Genomic DNA, 22,129 nt, shown 5'->3' on the forward strand with positions numbered 1-22,129 from the left:
CAAGGTGTGGAGCTGACTGGTACTAATAGGCCGAGGGCTTGTCTCAACACCACCCACGGGTGGTCAACAAAGACTTGCTGCGAAGATACACGCGTCCGCTATACGGTTCCCGAAATACGGTCAACCCCCAGCCCACAACCCCCTCAACAGGGGGTTGGAGTGACTGCAGTGTGGTTGGTTGATATTTCTATAGAGTTACGGTGACCATAGCGTCGGGGAAACACCCAGTCTCCATTCCGAACCTGGAAGTTAAGCCCGACAGCGCCGATGGTACTGCGACCGGGAGGTCGTGGGAGAGTAGGACGTCGCCGGACATTCACACTGTTAAGGGCCACCCACACCGGGTGGCCCTTAATGTTTGTGCCTGTATTTTTGTCTGAGCGTCAACACCTCGTACGACCGATAGGAGTCACCGTGGCTACGCCACCTCGCAACCCTCGCTCTGGCCCGGGCGATCGCTCCGGCCGTGGTTCGTCCGGCGGTGCCGGCCGATCCGGCGGTGGGCGTTCCGACTCCACTGGAGGCAGCCGCTCGGGCGGCGGCTACAGAGGCGGTGCGGGCAGTTCAGGCGGCCCTGGCAGCCGCGGTGGCAGCTCGTCCAGCCGTGGCGGTGCTCCGCGCACCGGCGGTAGTGGCGGTGCGCCGCGTACTGGCGGTACCGGTGGCTCTGGCGGTGGGGCTCCCCGCAGTGCTGGCAGCGGTCCTCGGAGCTCGAGCTCATCCCGCGACGACCGCTCAGCTCCCCGTCGCGACGACCGTTCCGGTCCTCGCCGGGATGACAGGTCGGCTCCTCGCCGCGACGATCGCTCCGGGCCGCGCTCGGACGACCGTTCCGCGCCGCGCCGGGACGACCGTTCGGGCCCGCGTCGGGACGACCGTTCCGGGGCGCGCTCGGATGAGCGCGCACCGCGTCGGAACACCAAGTGGGACGACAAGAACGTCGGCGGCGAGCGTGACCCCTTCCGTGGTCAGTACCCTCCGAGCAGCCGCGACAACCGGTCCGCCCCGAGGCGCGACGACCGCGGTGGCTACCAGAGTGGCGACCGCTCCGCCCCGAGGCGCGACGACCGTGGTGGTTACCAGGCCGGTGAGCGCTCGGCGCCGCGTCGTGATGATCGCGGTGGTTACCAGAGCGGCGATCGCTCCGCACCTCGGCGCGACGACCGCGGCGGCTACCAGGGTGGGGACCGTTCCGCGCCGCGTGGTGGCGATCGCGGTGGTTACCAGGGTGGCGACCGTCCGGCGCCGCGACGTGATGATCGTGGTGGCTACCAGGGCGGGGATCGTCCTGCGGCGCGTCGTGATGACCGTGGTGGATACCAGGGTGGCGAGCGGTCTGGGCCGCGGCGGGAAGGGCCTACTGGGTACCGAGGTGGTGAGCGGACCGGGCCGCGTGGGGATGACCGCGTGGGCGAGCGTTCGGGGCCGCGTCGGGACGACAGGACCGGTTATCAGGGTGGCGAGCGTTCTGGGCCGCGCAGGGACGACCGGGGTGGGCCGCGGCGGGATGACCGTGGCGGACCGCGTCGGGACGAGCGTGGTGGGCGGCGTAACGAGCGTGGTGGCCGTGGCAGTGGTGCGAGCCGGCACGACGAGGAGAAGGTCGGTCCGCGCAAGGACGACCCGGTCATTCCGGCCGGGATCACCGGTGCCGAGCTCGATCGGTCGGTGAAGGCCGAGCTCAGGTCGCTTCCGCGCAGCCTGGCGGACCTCGTCGCGCAGCACCTGGTCGCTTCCGGCCGGTTCCTGGACGACGATCCCGAACTGGCTTACCAGCACGCCAAGACCGCTCGACGGCTCGCGGCGCGCCTGGGCGGCGTACGGGAGGCTGTGGCTGTTACTGCGTACCTGTCTGAGCACTATGACGAGGCGTTGACCGAGTTCCGTGCGGTGCGGCGGATGACGGGCAACCACGAGGTGCTGCCGACCATGGCGGACTGCGAGCGTGCGCTCGGCCGGCCGGAGAAGGCGCTCGCGCTGTCGCGGGAGAAGCAGGTCAAGGACCTCGAAGAGGGTTCGCAGATCGAGATGCTGATCGTCGCGGCCGGTGCCCGGCGTGACATGGGACAGACCGCGGCGGCGATCCAGACGCTCGAGGTACCCGAGCTGACCAAGCGGACCCGCGCCGACTGGCTGCCGCGCCTGCGCTACGCGTACGCCGACGCGCTGGCCGAGGCTGGTCGCACCGAGGAGGCCCTGGTCTGGTTCCACCGGGCCGCCGGTGCCGATCAGGACGGCTCCACCGGTGCCGCCGAACGCGCCGCCGAGCTGGAAGGCCTCCAGTTCACCGACCTCGACGACGAAGACGACTACGTCATCCAGGAAGTCGCCGACGATGATGTGGACGAGACAGCAGACGCCCTGGACGAGCCCGCGGAGGAGCTGGACGAGACCACGGATGACCAGGACGACGTCGTAGTGGACGACGCCCTGGACGGCGACGTCGACGTCGCACCCGACGCCGAGGACGAGCTGCCGGTAGCCGAGGGCACCGCCGTCGGATCCGACGCCGAGGTCGCGGAGCAGGACGAGGACGACGAGAAGCCGAAGGACTGACAGCTTCTGAGCGGCCCGGACAGGCCGGTGGGTCACAAACCCGCTGCCCGTCCGGGCCGCTTTTGCATGCCCGGGCTCTCCTGCACGCGGGGGTGGGCTGCGAGCCCATGGCGGGGTGGTGACGGTGCGGGGAGAATGGGGAGATGGTGGAGAGCGTGGTTTTGGGGTCGGTCGCCGGTGGGGTGGCGGGCGAACCGATGGATGGCGAGGCCGAGGGGGTGCTCGTCGGGGAACTCGTGGCGGCTGCCTTGGGGAAGGGAGCCGGGCGGTTGGGGCGGGCTGTGCGGATGGTGGAGAAGGGGGAGGATGACGCGATCCATCAGGTGCGGGTGGCTTGCCGGCGGTTGCGGAGTGATCTGAAGCTGTTCCGGAAGGTGCTGGCGGGGGATTGGGCCGGGGACCTGCGATCGGAGCTGGCCTTTTTGGCGGCCAGTTGTGGGGAGGCTCGGGATCTCGAGGTGATCGCGGCGCTGGTTCGGGACAGTGTGACCAGTGAGGACGATCCGGATCATGTGGCGACGATTCTGACCACGCTGACGGTCGGGTTGGAGCGGGCGGCCGCACAGTCTGCCGAGGTAGTCATGGGAGAGCGGACAGCCTTGCTGCTGGACGATCTCGACGCGGTGGTAGCGGCCCCGGACCTGAACAAGAAGGCGGCGACACCTGCCGTCGAGGTGCTTCCTCGGCTGCTTGCATCGGCTCAACAGACATTCACCGGCGCGGCCGACCAGCTGAAGCCGTGGACCGAGGACGACGACTGGCACGAGGTGCGGTTGCTGGCCAAACGCGTGCGCTACGCGGCCAGCACGACCGCCTCCGTCCTGGGTGAGGAAGCGAAGGAGACGGCGGCCCAAGCGGCGAAGTACCAGGAACTGCTGGGGCAGCACCAGGATCACTGCGCGGCCGCGGAGGTCCTCAGTGCGCAGGCGCGAGACGCCGCTGACCAGGGCGATGCGGAGCTGCTGTTCTCACTCGGCCGCCTCACCGAGCGCCACCGCGCGGCCCGCAAGCCCCTCCGCGAAGAGTTCCTCAGCCTCTATCACCGCCCATAGGCCTGGCGCGGCCAGGGATGTTGCGAGCAGGCAGGAGCGATCTCTAGTCGAGTGTGCGGAAGAGGAGGCCCACCCGAGGCTTGGGGCCGAAGGAGGTGGCCTTCTGGGGCAGGATGACGCCCCGAGCGGCTGACCGGAGCACCTGGTCCATGCGGGGCGCTACCAGCTCCACTGCGGCCTGCTGAGGGCTTGCCAGCGCTATGGCATCGGACAGCGCGTGGTGGAAGCTGATCTCGTCCGCGGCGACTCCCCACGCCGGTAGCAGGACCCGGTGCAGCAGGGCGACCGTGGGAGTCACCTGGCCCTCGGTGGAGCTCAGGGTCACCCAGGAGGTCCCGTCGGTGATGGCGATGCGGTCCGGCACGCCCTCCACCCGGCCGGGGAGCACCTGCCAGCCCTGCGGAGTACGGGCGGAGACCAGGTCGAGTGACAGACCCGGGACGACGCGGTGGATCGGATCAAGGGTGAGCGGGTGGCGGTCGTTGTCGACCAGCATCGCCAGCCCTGCTTCGGTTCCCGGGCGGTCCGGCTCGCGCCGGTTCCGTTCCAGGTACGCCGCATAGCGGTGGTGCCCGTCGGCGATCAGGGCCTCGTGGCCAGCCAGTTCCTGGGCGATCGCGGCGAGCACCGCGGGGTCCTCGATCCGCCAGATCCGGTGGTGCGCGCCGTTCTCGGTGTCCGCGACCAGCCACGGCTCACCCGCGCGGGCGGCGTCCACGGCGTCACTGGCCACGCCGCCACCCCCGTACGCGAGCAGGATCGGCTCGAGGTCGGCCTCGGTGGCCTCCATCAGTTCGAACCGGTCGTCGACCCACTGAGGCATCACGTCCTCGTGCGGCAGCACCACCCGCTGGGCCGGATCAAGGCCGAGCGAGCCGACCAGCCCGCAGAGCACGGCGTCGCCGTACTGCTGCTCGTAGACGTACAGCGAGGGCCGCTCGTCCTGGATCACCACACCGTCGCGCTGCCAGCCGGCCAGCCTGCGCGCGGGCTCGTCGTACCGGCTGGGACCGAGGTCCGGATCGCGTGGAAGGATGAGCCTCACCATGTTGTGCAGATCAGAGTCAGTCAGCCGCCGGACCAGGGCGGGTTCCAGCACGTCGTACGGCGGCGAGGTCACCGCGCCGAGCGCGCTCACCTTGCCCGCGACGAACCGCCAGGCCCGCAGCGGCTCGAGCCGCAACACGCTGGCGGACGCTTCTGACATGGGCGGCATCGTACGGGGGGAAGCATGAGCACGACACGTGAATCGCCCGCCCCGCTGTCGGCGTGTGACGAACCGCTCGCCACCGCGTACGACGTGGCGCTGCTCGACCTGGACGGTGTCGTCTACGTCGGGCCGGATCCCGTCCCGGAGGCGCCAGAGAACCTCCGCAAGGCCGCCAAGGAGGGGATGCGGATCGGCTACATCACCAACAACGCCAGCCGGCCCGCCTCGGTGGTCGCCGAGCACCTGGCGTCGTTCGGCCTCGACGTGATCGGCGAGGACGTGGTGACCTCGGCCCAGGCGGCCGCCAAGCTGATCTCGCAGGACTTCCCCAAGGGCTCGCCGGTGCTCGTGATCGGCGGCGAGGGCCTGTACGTCGCGCTGGAGGAGTACGGCCTGGAGGCGGTCCGCAGCAGCGACGCCAACCCGGTCGCCGTCGTACAGGGGTTCCACCCGGACGTGAACTGGGTGATGCTCGCGGACGGGGCGCACGCGATCAACGAAGGCGCTCGCTGGTACGCCACCAACCTCGACCTGACCATCCCGACCGCGGGTGGCAAGGCGCCGGGCAACGGCACCCTTGTGCAGGCGGTCCGCGCCGCCGTCGAGGTCGACCCGACCGTCGCCGGCAAGCCCGAACCGCCGTTGCTGGAGACGAGCATCGAGCGGCTGAAGGCGGAACGCCCGTTGATGATCGGCGACCGGCTGGACTCTGACATCGCCGGCGCGCACGCGGTCGGCATCGCCAGCCTCTGGGTCGCCACCGGGGTGAACGACGCGTACGATCTCGCCGCCGCTCCGAAGAACCAGCGACCGACGTACGTCGGGGCCGGGCTGAGCGCGTTGGCCGAGAAGCACCCGGGCGTGACGGTCGAGGGCAGCAAGCACACCTGCAAGGGCTGGACGGCCGAGGTGGTCGACCAGGCCGTGGTGGTCAAGGGAGAGGGCGAGCCGTTCGACGGGCTCCGCGCGATCCTGTCGGCGACCTGGGCTGCGGTGGACGCTGCTCCCAAGCCCGTAGCCAAGACGGCCGCCAAGGGGGCCTCGCTGGCCCGGCGGCCGTTGCCCAAGCCCGGTCCGGCTCCCGGGTCGATCAAGATCGACGAGGCGCTGCACCGGGTCGGCCTGTCGGGCTGACGTGGTATTGCGGTCCTAGCGCGATAACGTGGCTGGCAACGAAGCCCGGACCGGCGCAGTGGGCGGGGACAGCCTCCCGCTCGGACCGGGCCGTTGGGGACAGGATTCAGCGAGGAGGCAGTCATGGTGATGGACGCACTGCGCGGCTACGTACAGCTGGCGAGCGGCCTGACCGAGGTCACGAAGCAGCGCGCCCAGCAGGCCGCGAAGGCCCTGCTGCAGCAGACCGGCGCGGACACGCTGACCACCGGCCTGAGCACCAAGGTGACCGAGCTGGCCGACGAGATCGTTGCCACCAGCAAGAGCAATCGCCAGTTGCTGCAGGCGATCGTGGCGAACGAGGTCGAGGGCGCTGTCGCGCGGCTGGGCTTCGTCCGGTCCGAGGAGGTCGCGGCGCTGACCCGTCGGGTCGAGAGGCTCGAGCGCGAGCTCGCCGACGTCGACGAGACCGATGCCACGACTGTCCACGCTGCCGCGGCGCCTTTCGCCGAGTCGGCTCCAGAGGCGAGGAAGGCCGCTGCGAAGAAGGCCGCGAAGAAGAGCGTCCACCACGGCGAGGCGGCCAAGAAGACGGCGAAGAAGGCGGCCAAGACGGCGCCGGCGAAGAAGGCGTGACGTGACCGAACACCCCGGCGAGCAGTTCCCCCCGGCGGTCGACCCCGACGTCGAGCCGGGTGCCGACCCGCGCACCGACGAGCCCACCGAGCCGGACTACGACTCCGAGCCGGGACCGGAGTCGATGAACTCCGCCGGCTGGGTCAACCCGACGCTGCAGGCCCGCTCCCACACCGACCCACTCCTGGCCGGCTTCACCATGTACGGCGACCCGCCGCCGGCCGCTGACGACTTCCTGGCGGCGGACGACTCCGAGCACGCCTTCGAGGCTTCGCTGGAGGAAGAGCCCGCAGCCGAGGTGGAGGAGCCGTTCGAGGAGGCTGAGGTAGCCCCCGAGCCCGTCGAGGCGGTGATGCCTTCACCTGCGGTGATGGCGAGGCCCGGGCCGCCATCGGGTGGTTCGCAGTACCAGCAGGCGCAGTACCAGCCGCAGCCGGAGCGGGTGGCGGATGAGGAAGGGGCGCATCCGTTGGTGGAGGAGACGATGGCTCGGCTGGACGAGTTGCGGGAGCGGCCGGTCGGGGAGCATGCCGAGGTGTATGCGGACCTGCACGAGCGGCTGCAGAGCGCTTTGGTGGAGGCGGACGCCGAGCACGGCGACCGCGTCTGAGTGGCCAAGGCAGTGAAGCGGTCCCGGCTCGACGCCGAACTGGTACGGCGTGGGCTGGCCCGCTCGCGGGATCACGCGAGTGAGCTGGTCGCGGCCGGCAAGGTGAAGGTCTCGGGCACGGTGGCGACCAAGGCCGCCACCGGAGTCGGTGCGGACGCGCCCATCCTGGTGGACACCTCTGAGGTCGACGACCCGGGGTACGCATCACGGGGAGCGCACAAGCTCGTCGGTGCGCTGGAGGCGTTCAGCGAGATCCAGGTGAAGGGCCGCCGCTGCCTGGACGCGGGAGCTTCCACCGGCGGCTTCACCGACGTCCTGCTCAGGAACGAGGCGGCGAGCGTGATCGCCGTCGACGTCGGTTACGGGCAGCTCGTCTGGGCGCTGCAGACCGACGACCGGGTGACCGTGATGGACCGCACGAACGTCCGGACCCTGACGCTGGAGGACATCGGTGGGGAGCCGGTCGACCTGGTGGTGAGCGATCTGAGCTTCATCTCGCTCACGCTGGTGCTGCCGGCGCTGCTCGGAGTGGTCAAGCCTGAGGGTGATCTGGTGCTGATGGTGAAGCCGCAGTTCGAGGTCGGCAAGGAGCGGCTCGGCAAGGGCGGCGTGGTGCGCGACCCGGAGTTGCGCGCCGACGCGGTCCGCGGGGTGGCCCGGAAGGCGGCCGAGCTCGGCTGGGGAGTGGCGGGGGTGGCGGCCAGCCCGTTGCCCGGACCGTCGGGAAATGTCGAATACTTCCTGTGGATACGGCGTTCGGCGTCCCCGCTCGATGAGACGATGCTGCGGACCGCCATCGAGAGCGGTCCCCAGTGAGCCGCTCGAGCGACCCGCCGGGCGGCACGAGCAAGGCGATCGAAGGCGGGAGAACCAGTGGTTGAGCCGGCGTCCGAGCCCCGGCGGGTGCTTGTGGTCACGCATACCGGCCGCGACCAGGCGGTCGAGGTGGCGCGCGAGGCGCACCGGTTGCTGACCGACGCGGGTCTGGTCGTGCGCCTGCTCGCCGAGGAGGCGGAGGCGCTCAAGCTGGACCCGGTCGAGATCGCCGACGACCCGGAGAAGGCCGCCCAGGACGTCGAGCTGATCATCGTGCTCGGCGGCGACGGCTCGATCCTGCGCGCCGCCGAGCTGGCCCGCCCGCACGCCACGCCGGTCCTGGGCGTGAACCTTGGCCATGTCGGGTTCCTCGCCGAGGCGGAGCGGGACGACCTCGGGCGGATCGTGGAGGTGGTCGTCGGCCGCAGCTACACGGTCGAGGAGCGGATGACGCTGGCGGTGGACGTCTGGTACGACGGCGAGCGGATCTTCGACACCTGGGCGCTGAACGAGGCCAGCGTGGAGAAGGCGGCCCGCGAGAAGATGCTCGAGGTGATGGTCGAGGTCGACGGCCGCCCGCTGTCCCGCTGGGGCTGTGACGGAGTGGTCGTCGCGACGCCGACCGGCAGTACGGCGTACGCGTTCTCGGCCGGCGGGCCGATCGTCTGGCCCGAGGTCGAGGCGATCCTGCTGGTCCCGCTGAGCGCGCACGCGTTGTTCTCCCGGCCGATCGTGGTGGCGCCGACCTCGGAGCTGTCGATCGAGCTGGTGGCGGCGTGGCACGGGCGCGGAGTGCTGTGGTGCGACGGCCGCCGGATGGTCGAGGTACCGCCGGGCGCCCGGATCACCGTCCGGCGCGGCAAGACACCGGTCCGGCTGGCGAGGGCGCACGAGGCGTCCTTCACCGACCGGCTGGTGGCCAAGTTCGACCTGCCGGTCCTGGGCTGGCGGGGCGCGGCAGAGCTGAATCATCGGCGCAACCGAAGCGCACAAGAGGAGACCTGAGTAGCCATGCTCGCTGAGATCCGCATCACCGGACTGGGCGTGATCGAGGACGCCACGCTGGAGCTCGACCCGGGCTTCACCGCGGTCACCGGCGAGACCGGCGCCGGCAAGACGATGGTCGTGACAGGTGTGAGCATGCTGCTCGGCGGCCGGGCCGACAGCGGGCTGGTGCGGCACGGCGTGCGCCGCGCGCGGGTCGAGGGCCGGGCCACCGCGGTGCCGAGGTCGATCGTGCAGCAGGCCGAGGACCGTGGCGGCGAGCTGGACGACGACGAGCTGCTGATCGCGCGCGAGCTGTCTTCCGAGGGGCGGTCCCGGGCCTTCCTCGGCGGTGCGTCCGTGCCGGTCTCGGTGCTGGCCGAGGTGTCCGGCGATCTGGTCGCGATCCATGGTCAGGCCGACCAATGGCGTCTCCTGCAGCCCGCGCGGCAGCGGGAGACCCTCGACACCTTCGCGGGCAAGCCGGTGCTCGTCCCGCTGGGGGAGTACACAGGCGCGTACCGGCGGCATCGTGAGGTCGAGGCGGAGCTGATCGACCTGACCACGCGCGAGCGTGATCGCCTGGCCGAGGCGGACCTGCTGCGCTTCGGGCTGGAGGAGATCGCCAAGGTAGAACCCTTGCCTGGTGAGGATGTGGAGCTCGCGGCCGAGGAGGAGCGCCTCGCGTACGCCGACGGCCTCCGTACTGCGGCGACCTCGGCGGCGGATGCCCTCGCGTCGGACGACCTGGACTCGAACCGCCCCAGCGACGTACTCGGACTCCTCCAGCTGGCGAAGCAGGTCCTCGACGGCGAGCGGGAGCACGACGCGAAGCTGGCGGAGCTCGCCGATCGCGCGAGCGAGCTCGGGTACCTCGCGGCGGACCTGGCCGGCGAGCTCTCGTCGTACGCGGCTGATGTGGACACCGACCCGGCGCGGCTCTCCGTGGTCAGCGAGCGGCGGTCGGTGCTGACCGGGCTGGTCCGCAAGTACGGCGCCGACGACGGCACCGTGGACGAGGTGCTCGAGTGGTCGAAGCGGTCGGCCCAGCGGCTGGCCGAGATCGAGGGCAGCGACGAGCGGGTCGAGCAGTTGACTGCCGAGCAGGCCGAGCTCCAGGCCCAGTTGAAGGATCTCGGTGAGCAGGTCAGCGCGGCCCGCAAGGAAGCGGCCGCGCGGCTCGGCGTGGCGGTGTCCGAGGAGCTGAGCGGGCTCGCGATGCCGCACGCGACGCTGACGGTGGAGGTCCACGAGACCACGGCCGGGCCGTTCGGCGCCGACGAGATCGAGTTCTGCTTCGCGGCGAACCCGGGGAGCCCGGCGCGCCCGCTGCAGAAGGCGGCGTCGGGCGGTGAGCTGTCCCGGGTGATGCTGGCGCTCGAGGTGATCCTGTCCGACACGCACCCGGTGCCGACGCTGGTGTTCGACGAGATCGACGCCGGCATCGGCGGTCGCGCGGCGGTGGAGGTCGGCAAGCGGTTGGCCCGGCTGGCCGAGAAGGCCCAGGTGATCGTGGTCACCCATCTGCCGCAGGTGGCCGCTTTCGCGGACCGTCACGCGGTGGTGCTGAAGAGTGACGACGGTTCGGTCACCACGAGCGGCCTGGTCGCGCTCGACGACGACGCCCGGCTGAAGGAACTGTCCCGGATGATGGCAGGGCTGGAGAACTCCGACGCTGCCCAGGCACACGCCGAGGAACTGCTCGCGCTGGCGGCCGAGCGGCACACCAAACCGCGTAAGAAGAAGCGCTGAGCCACGACACGAACACGGCAGAAATGCGCTGAGCGACGATCCCCGGTGGCACCCGGATCGGCCAAAAGGATGATTTAACGGACCGTCACCGGGGTATCTGTCAGTGTTTAGGCTCCGCGGGCGGTTAAAAGGCGGGTCGAGGGCTCTTGACATGGCAGGATGAGAGCGCGATGAAACTGCCCAGCCTGCGGAGAGCACGCCCGACTGAACTGCCCGGTATCGCCGGAGTGGTCCGGCTCGATCGTCGTACCAAGAATCTCACCAAACGGCTGAAGCCGGGCGAGATCGCGATCATCGACCACGTCGACCTGGACCGGGTCAGCGCCGAGGCCCTGGTGGACTGCCGGGTCGCCGCGGTGGTGAACGTGGCCGACTCGATCAGCGGCCGCTACCCGAACCTCGGGCCCGAGATCCTGGTCGAGGCCGGCATCCCGCTGGTCGACGGGATCGGCCCCGAGGTGTTCTCGGTGCTGCACGAGGGCGAGCGGATCCGGCTGCACGACGGCGTGCTGTACCGCGGCGAGGAGGTCGTCGCCAAGGGCATCTCGCAGGACAGCCAGACCGTCGCGGAGCAGATGGACGAGGCGCGGGCCGGCCTGTCCACCCAGCTCGAGGCGTTCACCGCGAACACCCTGGAGTATCTGCGCCGCGAGCGCGATCTGCTGCTCGACGGCGTCGGCGTACCGGAGATCCACACGCCGATGGACGGCAAGCACGTGCTGATCGTGGTCCGCGGCTACGACTACCGCGAGGACCTGGTCGCCCTGCGGCCGTACATCCGCGAGTACCGGCCGGTGCTGATCGGCGTGGACGGCGGCGCCGACGCGCTGGTGGAGAACGGGTACGTCCCCGACCTGATCGTCGGCGACATGGACTCGGTGAAGGACGAGACGCTGAAGAGCGGGGCCGAGGTCGTCGTGCACGCCTACCGGGACGGCCGTGCGCCGGGCTCGGAGCGGCTCGAGCGGCTCGGCGTCGACTCGATCGAGTTCCCCGCCACCGGCACCAGCGAGGACGTCGCGATGCTGCTGGCCGACTCCAAGGGCGCCTCGCTGATCGTCGCGGTGGGCACCCACAACTCACTGGTCGAGTTCCTCGACAAGGGACGCTCCGGCATGGCGAGCACCTTCATCACCAGGTTGCGTGTGGGTGCGAAGCTGGTAGATGCCAAGGGCGTCGGCCGGCTGTACCGCAGCCGGGTCTCGACCTTCCAGGTGGTCGCGCTGATCGCGTCCGGCCTGTTCGCGCTCGGGGTGGCGATGGTCGCCATCGGAGCCGACGACGTGCTCTGGTCGATCCTGCGGGCGCGCTGGAACGACCTCGTCTACTGGATCCGGGAGCTGTTCACGTGATCGACTTTCGCTACCACATCGTCTCGATCGTGGCGATCTTCTTCGCCCTCGGAGCCGGTGTGGTCCTGGGTGCCGGGCCGCTGAAGGGCACCGGCAGCGAGATCGTCCAGAGCCAGGCCGACAAGGACCGGGCCGCGCTCGAGGACGCCCGCGCGGACCTGATCCAGGCCAAGGCGCTGGACAAGTACCGCGACGACTACGTCGCCAAGGTGACGACGGGCCTGACCGACGGCAAGCTGACCGGCAAGAAGATCGTCGTCGTGACGATGCCGTCGGCCGACAACGACATGACCAACTCGATCCAGGACGCGCTCGAGGCGGCCGGCGGCCAGGTCACCACGCGAGTCTCGCTGGACGCGAAGCTGTTCGACCCGGGTCAGCGTCAGCTGGTCGAGTCGCTGGTGAACGAGCTCGTCACCGCGGACATCACCTTCGACCCGGACAGCAACACCTACCAGCGCGCCGGCACGCTGCTCGCCCGCGGTATCGCCGCCCGCGAGGAGGGCAAGCCGGTCGACACCGAGGCCACCCGGATCCTCAGCGGGGTGACCGGTTCCAAGCTGGTGTCGCTGAAGCCGACGCCGAAGGACCGGGCCAGCCTGGTCGTCGTCGTCGCGGCCAAGCCGCCGACGCCCGCTCCGGACAACTCGTCGTACAACGACGCGGTGGACTTCGCCGAGGGGCTCGACCAGGGCAGTGGCGGCGCGGTCGTCGCCGGGGTCCCGGAGAGCGCGCAGAACGGCGGCATGCTGAAGTCGCTGCGCGGCGACTCGGCCGCCACCAAGATCCTGTCCACCGTCGACGTCGCGAACATCCCGAGCGGGCAGATGACGGTCGTCTTCGCGCTGGTCGAGCAGGCCGGCGGCAAGGCCGGCCAGTACGGCGCGGTCGACGCCAAGAACGGGGTCGCTCCGTCGGCCGACCAGGCGAAGGGCAACTGAGATGGGTCTGCTCGGTGCGGTGATCTCCGCTGCCGCGACGGCGGGCCTGGAGCGGGCCGCCGCCAAGTTGCCGAAGGAGAACCGAGCGCCGTTCGAGCGCACGAACCACCGTGGCGAAACGGTCACGCTGCTGGAGGGCCCGATCGCCGTACTCGGCGCGCTGGCGGGCGTCGCGGCCAGTCGTTCCGACAGCCGGGTCAAGGCCGCCGCCCTGGTGGCGGGCTCCGTGTCCGGTGCCGTCGGCGCGTACGACGACCTGGCGGGAGCCACGGAAACCAAGGGATTCCGCGGCCACCTGAGCGCACTCCGCAGGGGCGAGGTGACGAGCGGCGCGGTGAAGATCCTCGGAGTCGGCGCGGCCGGTCTGGTCGCGGCGGCGTTGCTGCCTCGTCGCTCCAAGGGCTTCGGCGCGGTCGCCGAGATCGTTGCCGACGGCGCCTTGATCGCCGGGACCGCGAACCTCACGAACCTGATGGATCTCCGCCCGGGACGTGCTCTCAAGGCGGTCACCGCGTTGAGCGCGCCGGTCGCTGTCACCGGTGGTCCGGCCTCGGCGGTCATCGGCGCGGCCGTGGCGTCGGCGCCGTCCGACCTGGGCGAGCGGTCGATGCTCGGTGACTGCGGAGCCAACGGCCTCGGCGCCATCACCGGTACGGCGCTGGCCGCGTCGCTGCCGCGTCCGCTGAAAGTGCTGGCGCTGGGCGCGGTCGTCGCGCTCAACCTGGCCAGCGAGAAGGTCAGCTTCACCAAGGTGATCGCCGAGACGCCCGCGCTGGACAAGATCGACCAGTGGGGCCGACGGCCCCGATGACCGAGCAGTGATGGCGCGGTGAGCACGGGCGGCCGGATCGCCCGGGCCGCCCTGATCATCGCCGGGGTCACGGTGCTGGCCCGGGTGGTCGGGTTCGGCCGGTGGCTGGTCTTCTCGAAGACGGTGGGCGCGGGGTGTCTGGCGGACGCCTATGCGACCGCCAACCAGTTGCCCAACGTGGTGTTCGAGATCGTCGTCGGCGGTGCGCTCGCGGGTGCGGTGATTCCGGTGCTGGCCGGGCCGGTGGCTCGTGGCGATCGCGCTGCCCAGGGCCGGATCATCGGCGCCCTGCTGACCTGGTCCGTCGTGCTGCTGACACCTTTCGCCTTGCTGGCTTGGCTTTTCGCCGGGCGTTACACCGCCGCGATGCTCGACACCAGTCTCGAATGCGCCGGGTCGGGCAGCACGGCGACCCGGATGCTGGTCATCTTCGTGCCGCAGGTCTTCGGCTACGCCATCGCCGTGGTCGCGACCGCGGTTCTCCAATCCCACAAGCGATTCGCCGCGGGCGCGCTGGCTCCGCTGATCTCCAGCCTGGTCGTCGTGGCCACATACTTCCTGTTCGCCGCCACGGCTCCGAAGGCTGATGAGGCGTCGCGAGGGGCCGCCGATCTGCTTGCCTGGGGCACCACTGCCGGCGTCTTCGCCCTTGCTCTCACAGTGCTCGTGCCGATGCTGTTCCTGCGCTTGCCGATCAGGCCCACGCTGCGTCTCGACCCCGGCGTCGGCCCCGTACTGCGGAGACTCGCTGCGGCTGGTCTGGCCGTCCTGGTGGCGCAGCAGGTGGCCTTCGTCGTCACGACGTACCTGGCGAACCACCGAGGCGCCGCAGGCAGTATCGCCGTGTACACGTGGGCAAACGCGATCTACCTCCTGCCCTACGCCGTACTGGCTGTGCCGATCACCACTGCGGTCTTCCCGCGGCTGGCGGCCGCCTACCAGTCTTCAGACACCGCAGCCTTCGACCTGTACGCCGCAACCTCCACGCGGGCCGTGATGCTCGCCGGAGGCGCAGGTGCCGCCCTGCTCGTCGGTACTGCGGTCCCGGTCGCGCGGATCTTCGCGTACAACGATGGCGCTGTGCAGGAGGGGCAGGCGTCCTCGCTGGGCGCCGGGCTGGTCGCGTTCGGTCCGGCGGTCATCGGCTTCGCTGTGCTCATGCACCTCGGCCGGGTCCTGTACGCAAGGCATGCGGGCCGCCAGGTCGCCCTCGTCACCGGCGGAGCCTGGCTGGCCGTGGCAGTCGCCGGAGTGCTCCTGACCTTGCAGTGGGACGGCCTGGACGCGGTTGGCGCTCTTGCTGCGGCGATGTCCGTGGGCATGCTCGTGGGCGCGGTCGTCATGCTCGTGGTGTTGCGGCGGGTAGCAGGACCTGCTGTGCTCAGCGGGTTGCCGCGCGCCACGGTCGCCGCGCTGGTCGGCGCAGTTCTGGCTGGAGCTGCCGGCTGGGCAGTGGCGCTACCTGCTGCCGACGGCGGCTGGGAGAGCGCCCTGCTGTTCTCGGTGCTCTCCGGCCTCGCCGTCGTGATCGTGTACGCCGTGGTCGCGGTGGCCGTGGATCGTCAGGATGTCCGGGTGTTGTTGCGCCGGGGAGTCCCAACCGCTGTGGAGGAGAAGCAATGAGGATCGGCCTGCTGCTGGCGGAGGCCCGAGGCGGGATCGGCCAGCACGTCGCCTCACTCGTGCCGCGGTACCTCGCTGCGGGCCACGAGGTGGTCGTCTGCGCGCCACCCGGCACAGCGGAGCACTTCGACTTCGGCGACGCCACGGTGGTCGGGCAGGCGCCTGGACTCCGTGGCTGCGACGTGATCCACGCACATGGCTACCGGGCCGGCATGACCGCCCTGCGCGACCGCTCGCACCTGCGGCCGCTCGTGGTCACCTGGCACAACGCGGTAATCGCTCCTGGGCCGCGAGGGCTCGTGATGCGGCTCGGCCAGCGGGTGGTTGCCCGTGGAGCTGATCTGACTCTTGGAGCGTCTAGCGACCTGGTAGAGCTCGCGCGCAGCCTGGGCGCACGGGAAGCTCGGCTGGCCCCTGTGGCGGCCCCCGCGATGCCGGAGGTGCGAACTCCCGCTTCAGACGTGCGGACGGCGCTAGGGATCGGTGAGGCGCCGCTGGTGCTCACTGTGGGCCGGCTGGCTCCGCAGAAGGACTACCCGACCCTGCTGTCCGTGGCCGCCGACGTTGCTGCCACCCACCCGGACGTGGTGTTCGCCGTTGTGGGGGACGGCCCACTGCGCGACAACCTGCAGGCGCGGATCGACGCGGAGAACCTGCCGGTGCGGCTGCTGGGCCACCGGAACGATGTGGCGGACCTCCTGGGCGCCGCTGACGTCTTCCTGCTCACCTCGCACTGGGAGGCCCGGGCTCTGGTGCTGCAGGAGGCGCTGCAGGTCGGTGTGCCCGTCGTGGCGACGGCTGTGGGCGGAGTACCCGAGCTCGTGGGCGACAGCGCAGTACTGGCGTTCCCTGGGGACTCGGCCGGGCTGGCGTCCGGAGTACGGACGGTTCTATCGGAACCTGAGACTGCGGCCGCTATGCGGACAGAAGGCCTGGAGTTGGCCGCTGGATGGCCGGACGAGGACGAGGTGGCGAAGATTCTCCTGGACATCTACGCGGGTCTCGTCGCGACCACTGCTTGACAGGCGGTAGGCTAAAAGCCCGTGGACAGAGCTTCGTTCGGGCAGCAGACCAAGCACGTATTCGTCACCGGTGGCGTGGCCTCCAGTCTCGGCAAGGGGCTGACAGCTTCCAGCCTCGGCAGTCTGCTGACGGCACGGGGCATCCGGGTCACCATGCAGAAGCTGGATCCGTACCTCAACGTGGATCCCGGCACCATGAACCCGTTCCAGCACGGCGAGGTGTTCGTCACCAACGACGGCGCCGAGACCGACCTGGACATCGGGCACTACGAGCGCTTCCTCGACCGGGATCTCTCCCAGGTCGCGAACGTCACCACCGGCCAGGTCTACTCGTCGGTGATCGCGAAGGAGCGCCGCGGTGAGTACCTGGGCGACACCGTCCAGGTGATCCCGCACATCACCAACGAGATCAAGGACCGCATGGTGGCCATGGCCGGCCCCGACGTGGACGTGGTCCTGCACGAGATCGGCGGCACCGTCGGCGACATCGAGTCGCTGCCGTTCCTCGAGGCCGCGCGCCAGGTCCGGCACGACGTCGGCCGCGACAACGTGTTCTTCCTGCACATCTCGCTGGTGCCCTACATGGCGCCCAGCGGCGAGCTGAAGACCAAGCCGACCCAGCACTCGGTGGCCGCGCTGCGCTCGATCGGTATCCAGCCCGACGCCATCGTGTGCCGTGCGGACCGGCCGATCCCGGACAGCGTGAAGCGCAAGATCTCGCTGATGTGCGATGTCGACGTCGAGGCCGTGGTGGCCGCGCCGGACGCGCCGAGCATCTACGACATCCCGAAGGTGCTGCACGGCGAAGGCCTGGACGCCTTCGTCGTACGGCGGCTCAACCTGCCGTTCCGTGACGTCGACTGGACTCGCTGGGACGAGTTGCTGAAGGTCGTGCACCACCCGGCGGACCAGGTCACCGTCGCGCTGGTCGGCAAGTACATCGACCTGCCGGACGCGTACCTTTCGGTCGCCGAGGCGCTGCGCGCGGGCGGTTTCGACAACGACGCAAGGGTCAACCTGCGCTGGATCGCCTCCGACGAGTGCGCCACTCCCGAGGCGGCCGCGCGACTGCTCGGTGACGTGGACGCGATCTGCATCCCGGGCGGCTTCGGCGTCCGCGGCATCGAGGGCAAGATCGGCGCGATCCGGTACGCCCGCGAGTCCGGCATCCCGATCCTCGGCCTCTGCCTCGGCCTGCAGTGCATGGTGATCGAGGTGGCCCGCGACCTGGCCGGCCTGGACTCGGCGAACTCCAGCGAATTCGACCCGGATGCCGAGCAGCCGGTGGTCGCCACCATGGAGGAGCAGAAGCACATCGTCTCCGGCTCCGGCGATCTCGGCGGCACCATGCGGCTCGGCCTCTACCCGGCGAACCTGGCCGACGGCTCGATCGTCCGCGGCCTGTACGACGCGCCGTCGGTGCAGGAGCGCCACCGGCACCGCTACGAGGTGAACAACGCGTACCGCGACAAGCTCGAGACGGCCGGCCTGGTCTTCAGCGGACTGTCCCCGGACAACGAACTGGTCGAGTTCATCGAGCTGGACAGGGCCATGCACCCGTTCTTCGTCGCCACCCAGGCGCACCCGGAGCTGCGGTCCCGGCCGACCAAGCCGCACCCGCTGTTCTCCGGGCTGATCGCGGCCGCCCTGGTCCGGCAGCGGGAGTCCCGCCTGCCGGTCGAGGACCTCGCCTCCGCCAAGAAGACCTCCGGTTCGACCGCGAAGCCGAAGGCCGAAGCGGCGAAGGCCCGATGACGGACCACTCGGAGCTCCGGTACGGCGCCGGCCTGGCCGACGCCCGGGAGACCTGGCCGGTCGCGTCCTCGGAGGTCGTATACCAGACCGGGCGAGTGATCGCCGTACGGCGGGACCAGGTGGTCCCGCCCACCGGTGGCGAACCCTTCGTCCGCGACGTCGTCGTCCACCCGGGCGCCGTCGGCGTGGTCGCCCTGGACGAGGACAACCGGATGCTCCTGGTCCGCCAGTACCGGCACCCCGTCGGCTACCGGCTGCTGGAACCACCCGCGGGGCTGCTCGACGTACAGGGTGAGGCTTATCGGCTGGGGGCCGAGCGGGAGCTCTGGGAGGAGGCCGCAACCAAGGCTGCCGACTGGCGGGTCCTGGTCGACGCGTTCACCTCGCCGGGGCTGACCAACGAGGCGCTCCGCATCTTCCTGGCCCGGGACCTCTCGGAGGCGAACGAGGTCTACGACCGCCTGCACGAAGAGGCCGACATGGAGACCGTGTGGGCTCCCTTGGCCGACGTGGTGAAGGCGGTGCTCGCCGGTGACCTCCACAACCCGACCCTGGTCATGGGCTCGCTCGCGGCCTGGACTGCCCTCAACGGCGACGGCTTCGACACCCTGCGCCCTGCCGACGTCCCCTGGCCGGCCAAGGACTCATAGGCCTCGCACAGTCGGCGTCGCCAGCGCCAGGTAGGGGTCGAGGTCGATGGCATCTGGCTGCCCGATGGCGGCCTTGGCGATCAGGCCGCGGAACGGGCGGGACATCATCAGCCTCGTCGAGGCGTTGCGCAGCCGGATCCCTGTCTTGGTGAGTGGCATGGCCAGCTTGATACCACCCGGCGGCAGTTCCATCCGCTGCTCGACGTAGGCCTGCATCCGGGCCTGGTACGCCGGAAACGCCTGCTGGTGGTCTCCGTCGGACCTTGCCAGCTCGCCCGCGAGCACGTACGCCCCAACGAGTGACAACGCAGTACCGTGTCCGGCGAGCGGTGAACCGCAGTACCCGGCGTCGCCGAGCAGCACGACCCGGCCGCGCGACCACCTCGGTACGACGACGCGGCTGGTGGAGTCGAAGTAGAAGTCGTCCGCGTCGCGCAACGCGTCCAGCAGGTAGCGAGCATGCCAGCCGGCATCCGCGAACGTCTTCTCCAGCAGGGCTTTCTGCTGCTCGACGTCACGCCGGTCGTGGCTCAGTACCGGCGACCGGAAGCTCAGCAGCGCCTTCGCGTACTGCGGGTCGTGGTCCGGCCGGAGCCCGACCCAGCGACCTCCGGGGGCGGTGTGGATCTTCATCCAGTGGTTCAGCGGCTCGGGGGTCCTGACGGTGAAGAAGGACCCGTAGCCGCCGAGGTGCTGCACGTACTCCGACTCCGGGCCGAACGCGAGCGAGCGGACTCGCGAGTGCACTCCGTCCGCCCCGACGACCAGGTCGAAGCGGCGCTCGGCTCCGTGCTGGAAGGTGACCGCGACGCCCTGGTCGTCCTGGCGCAGGGCGGTCACCGCGTCGCCGTACAGGTATTCGATGCCGGTCGAGGTGGCCTCGAGCAGGATCGCGGACAGGTCGCCGCGGAGGATCTCGATCTCGGCGACAGGTCCGGCGCCGTCGAGCAGTTCGGCGGGGAGCGCGGCGGACCGGCTGCCGTCGGCGCGGACGTACTCGAGGCCGCGCTCGTGCAGCTGGCGGTCGCGGACGGCCGGCATCAGGCCCATCCGCTCGACCACCTCGCGGGCGACGCCGCGCAGGTCGACGGTCTGACCGCCCGGGCGCGGCGCCGGGGCGATCTCGACGACGGTCGGGCGGAACCCGTACCGGTGCAACCAGTAGGCCAGGGCGGGACCGGCGATACCGGCGCCGGAGATCAGGACGGTCTTCGACATGGAACTTCCTTCCGTGGGGTAGTGCACGTACGGTGTACACGTACAAGGTCACAGACAGAGCTCGACGAGTCCAGGTGCACTAGTGCGGGAAGGTGAGCGATGACAGCGGAGGCGGCGCCGTACCAGCAGATCGCGGCGGAGATCCGGCGGGCGATCGAGAGCGGCAAGCTGCGCGCGGGGGAGCGGGCGCCGTCGACGCGTGCACTAGTGCGCGACCACGGCATCGCGATGGCGACGGCCACGAAGGTGCTCGCCACGCTCCAGCAGGAGGGTCTCGTCCACTCCCGCCCCGGCGTCGGCACCGTCGTCGGCCCGGCACCTCGCCCATCGGTAGCCCAGCAGCGGCCGGCCGGCCGGCCGGAGCCGTCGCTGAGCCGGGAGGAAGTGGTTCGGGCGGCGATCGCGATCGCCGACGAGGAGGGTCTCGCGGCCTTGTCGATGCGGGGAATCGCCACCGACCTCGGCGTCTCCACCATGGCGCTGTACCGATATGTCGGCGGCAAGGACGCCCTCGTCCTGCAGATGGTCGACACCGCGGTCGGCGACTTCCCGTTCCCGGCGAAACGTCCCACGAGTTGGCGCGAGGGCATCGAGACGGCGGCCCGCCTGCAGTGGTCGGCGTACCGGGCTCATCTCTGGCTGCCGGGAGCCGTCAGCCTCAGCCGTCCCCAGGCCCTGCCGAACCTGCTGCCCCACACCGACGCCGTACTGCGAGCCGTGTCCGGGTTCGGCGTCGACGCGAGCACCTCGCTGTACGCCGCGATCACCGTGTTCGGCTACGTCCGCGGCGTCGCGCTGAACCTGGAGCCGGAAGCCCGGGCCGAGCAGGACACCGGGATGACCGCGGACGAGTGGGCCGAGCACCAGACGGACCAGTTCGTCGCGCTGATCGGCGCGCACGATCTGGCCGGCTTCCGGGCCCTCGACTTCGGCAACTTCGATTTCGACTACGACCTGGACCAGTTGTTCGAGTTCGGTCTCGGAATCCTGCTCGACGGGCTCGCGGTGAAGTTGCAGCGGATGCGGGCTCCGCAACGCTGAGTGTCCGAGCAAGACGCCGGTCGGACCCTAGCCCTGCCTGCCGAGTAGCGCTGCCTCTTCCTCAGCCGACAACCCGGCTTGCAGCGGCGGTTCACCGCGATGACGGTCCCAGGCGAGCACGTCGGCGATCGTGACAGGCAGGGGAGTCGCCGGCATCCCCGCCGACCGCGCCTTCGCCGAACTCCGCTGCCGCGACGGCCACTCCTCCTCCGGCAGCAACAACGGCCCCTGTACGGCGTCCGCCGGCACCGGCACGATCTCCACGTCCTGACCGGCGATCTCGGCCGCCGTCCGGATCACGCCGCCGATCGTAATGGGCTCGAGCGGCCCCACCGCGTTGAAGGCGCCGGACCTGTCGTCAGCGATCAGTTGGACCACCAACCGAGCGAGATCCCGGCTGTCGATGAGCTGGATCGGCTGGTCCGCGCTGCCCGGAAGAGCCACCCGGCCGCCGCGGGCGCCTCGTCGTACCCAGTAGAGGACTGTGTCCGAGGGGTCGTAGGGACCGGCGACCTTGCCCGGCCGGACGATCGTGGCGCGGTCTCCGTAGCGGGCGACTACGTCGTCCTCGCAGGCGACCTTGCAACGCCCGTAGGTCTCGTTGTCGAGCTGGTCAGCGGCACGCAACGGCTCCCGGCGAGGCGTGGACTCATCCGATCCCGGTGCCACTCCGGTCCGCAGATAGACCGCGTGGCTGGAGATGAAGACGTAGCGGCCGACCCGGTCGCCGAGCACGTCCATGGCGCCGTTCACCTCGCGGCTCTGGTAGGCACTGACATCGACGACGGCGTCCCACTCGCCGCGTTCGAGAGCCTGGTAGTCACCGTTGTCGCGATCGCCGATCAGCCGCGCGGCCTCGGGGAAGAGGTCGGTGCCGGTCTTGCCCCGGCTGAAGAGGGTGACCTCGGCCTCGTGGCGCAGCGCGTCGCTCACGATCGCCCGGCCGATGAACGACGTACCGCCGAGAACCAGGATCCGCATGGGCTC

Annotated in this window: 19 protein-coding genes and 1 rRNA gene; 17 read left to right on the forward strand and 3 right to left on the reverse strand. The window is 70.3% G+C overall.

The genetic code is table 11. The annotated features are described in order from the left end of the window. Nucleotides 1-196 precede the first annotated feature (196 nt). The 3 genes from rrf to ACFPJ1_RS19590 all read left to right on the forward strand — a co-directional run bounded on the left by rrf (nucleotide 197) and on the right by ACFPJ1_RS19590 (nucleotide 3,608). Nucleotides 197-314 (forward strand): 5S ribosomal RNA (gene rrf / locus ACFPJ1_RS19580). Nucleotides 315-1,407: 1,093 nt separating this feature from the next. Beyond that, entirely contained in the window at nucleotides 1,408-2,556 is a 1,149-nt protein-coding gene (locus ACFPJ1_RS19585; RefSeq protein WP_380105742.1) for a tetratricopeptide repeat protein, read from the forward strand. 143 nt (nucleotides 2,557-2,699) lie between these two features. Continuing rightward, on the forward strand, nucleotides 2,700-3,608 hold the full coding sequence (locus ACFPJ1_RS19590) for a CHAD domain-containing protein (RefSeq protein WP_380105744.1): 909 nt from the start codon (nucleotides 2,700-2,702) through the stop codon (nucleotides 3,606-3,608). 43 nt (nucleotides 3,609-3,651) lie between these two features. On the opposite strand, the gene ACFPJ1_RS19595 is transcribed toward ACFPJ1_RS19590, so the two are convergent. Continuing rightward, a complete protein-coding gene (locus ACFPJ1_RS19595) occupies nucleotides 3,652-4,815 on the reverse strand; it encodes a DUF1015 family protein (protein ID WP_380105746.1) in 1,164 nt (387 codons plus the stop codon). Between the two features lie 24 nt (nucleotides 4,816-4,839). On the opposite strand from ACFPJ1_RS19595, the gene ACFPJ1_RS19600 reads away from it, so the two are divergent. The 13 genes from ACFPJ1_RS19600 to ACFPJ1_RS19660 all read left to right on the forward strand — a co-directional run bounded on the left by ACFPJ1_RS19600 (nucleotide 4,840) and on the right by ACFPJ1_RS19660 (nucleotide 18,883). Next, nucleotides 4,840-5,952 (forward strand): HAD-IIA family hydrolase, encoded by a 1,113-nt coding sequence (locus ACFPJ1_RS19600; protein ID WP_380105748.1) that lies wholly within the window; start codon nucleotides 4,840-4,842, stop codon nucleotides 5,950-5,952. Between the two features lie 123 nt (nucleotides 5,953-6,075). Continuing rightward, a complete protein-coding gene (locus ACFPJ1_RS19605) occupies nucleotides 6,076-6,567 on the forward strand; it encodes a phasin family protein (RefSeq protein ID WP_380105750.1) in 492 nt (163 codons plus the stop codon). Between the two features lies 1 nt (nucleotide 6,568). After that, nucleotides 6,569-7,177 (forward strand): hypothetical protein, encoded by a 609-nt coding sequence (locus tag ACFPJ1_RS19610; RefSeq protein WP_380105752.1) that lies wholly within the window; start codon nucleotides 6,569-6,571, stop codon nucleotides 7,175-7,177. Next, nucleotides 7,178-7,993, forward strand: coding sequence for a TlyA family RNA methyltransferase (locus ACFPJ1_RS19615; protein ID WP_380105754.1), 816 nt, complete (start codon nucleotides 7,178-7,180; stop codon nucleotides 7,991-7,993). Between the two features lie 57 nt (nucleotides 7,994-8,050). Further along, the gene (locus tag ACFPJ1_RS19620) at nucleotides 8,051-8,998 is read left to right on the forward strand and encodes an NAD kinase (protein WP_380105756.1); all 948 of its coding nucleotides are present in this window, start codon (nucleotides 8,051-8,053) and stop codon (nucleotides 8,996-8,998) included. Nucleotides 8,999-9,004: 6 nt separating this feature from the next. After that, entirely contained in the window at nucleotides 9,005-10,729 is a 1,725-nt protein-coding gene (gene recN, locus ACFPJ1_RS19625; protein ID WP_380105759.1) for a DNA repair protein RecN, read from the forward strand. Between the two features lie 170 nt (nucleotides 10,730-10,899). Further along, nucleotides 10,900-12,081, forward strand: a complete 1,182-nt coding sequence (steA, locus tag ACFPJ1_RS19630) for a putative cytokinetic ring protein SteA (protein WP_380105761.1) — start codon at nucleotides 10,900-10,902, stop codon at nucleotides 12,079-12,081. Beyond that, the gene (locus ACFPJ1_RS19635; protein WP_380105763.1) at nucleotides 12,078-13,022 is read left to right on the forward strand and encodes a copper transporter; all 945 of its coding nucleotides are present in this window, start codon (nucleotides 12,078-12,080) and stop codon (nucleotides 13,020-13,022) included. The genes steA and ACFPJ1_RS19635 overlap by 4 nt, the downstream gene beginning before the upstream one ends. Before the next feature lies 1 nt (nucleotide 13,023). After that, nucleotides 13,024-13,833, forward strand: coding sequence for a hypothetical protein (locus tag ACFPJ1_RS19640; RefSeq protein ID WP_380105765.1), 810 nt, complete (start codon nucleotides 13,024-13,026; stop codon nucleotides 13,831-13,833). A gap of 18 nt (nucleotides 13,834-13,851) precedes the next feature. Further along, nucleotides 13,852-15,456 (forward strand): murein biosynthesis integral membrane protein MurJ, encoded by a 1,605-nt coding sequence (gene murJ, locus ACFPJ1_RS19645; protein WP_380105767.1) that lies wholly within the window; start codon nucleotides 13,852-13,854, stop codon nucleotides 15,454-15,456. Beyond that, entirely contained in the window at nucleotides 15,453-16,478 is a 1,026-nt protein-coding gene (locus tag ACFPJ1_RS19650) for a glycosyltransferase family 4 protein (RefSeq protein ID WP_380105770.1), read from the forward strand. Before murJ ends, ACFPJ1_RS19650 begins: the two co-directional genes overlap by 4 nt. Before the next feature lie 21 nt (nucleotides 16,479-16,499). Further along, nucleotides 16,500-18,233 (forward strand): CTP synthase, encoded by a 1,734-nt coding sequence (locus tag ACFPJ1_RS19655; protein ID WP_380105772.1) that lies wholly within the window; start codon nucleotides 16,500-16,502, stop codon nucleotides 18,231-18,233. Next, a complete protein-coding gene (locus ACFPJ1_RS19660) occupies nucleotides 18,230-18,883 on the forward strand; it encodes an NUDIX domain-containing protein (RefSeq protein WP_380105774.1) in 654 nt (217 codons plus the stop codon). The genes ACFPJ1_RS19655 and ACFPJ1_RS19660 overlap by 4 nt, the downstream gene beginning before the upstream one ends. On the opposite strand, the gene ACFPJ1_RS19665 is transcribed toward ACFPJ1_RS19660, so the two are convergent. Next, nucleotides 18,878-20,101 carry an FAD-dependent monooxygenase gene (locus tag ACFPJ1_RS19665; protein ID WP_380105776.1) on the reverse strand — a complete coding sequence of 408 codons (1,224 nt, stop codon included), beginning with the start codon at nucleotides 20,099-20,101 and terminating at the stop codon, nucleotides 18,878-18,880. The two genes, ACFPJ1_RS19660 and ACFPJ1_RS19665, sit on opposite strands and share 6 nt — an antisense overlap. A 99-nt stretch (nucleotides 20,102-20,200) precedes the next feature. On the opposite strand from ACFPJ1_RS19665, the gene ACFPJ1_RS19670 reads away from it, so the two are divergent. Continuing rightward, on the forward strand, nucleotides 20,201-21,142 hold the full coding sequence (locus ACFPJ1_RS19670; protein ID WP_380105778.1) for a GntR family transcriptional regulator: 942 nt from the start codon (nucleotides 20,201-20,203) through the stop codon (nucleotides 21,140-21,142). Nucleotides 21,143-21,169: 27 nt separating this feature from the next. Here the strand turns inward: ACFPJ1_RS19670 and ACFPJ1_RS19675 are convergent, their stop codons facing one another. Next, nucleotides 21,170-22,123 carry an NAD-dependent epimerase/dehydratase family protein gene (locus ACFPJ1_RS19675; protein ID WP_380105780.1) on the reverse strand — a complete coding sequence of 318 codons (954 nt, stop codon included), beginning with the start codon at nucleotides 22,121-22,123 and terminating at the stop codon, nucleotides 21,170-21,172. Nucleotides 22,124-22,129 lie beyond the last annotated feature (6 nt).

Source organism: Kribbella qitaiheensis, from assembly GCF_042657745.1.
In the GTDB taxonomy this organism is placed as follows: Bacteria; Actinomycetota; Actinomycetes; order Propionibacteriales; family Kribbellaceae; genus Kribbella; species Kribbella qitaiheensis.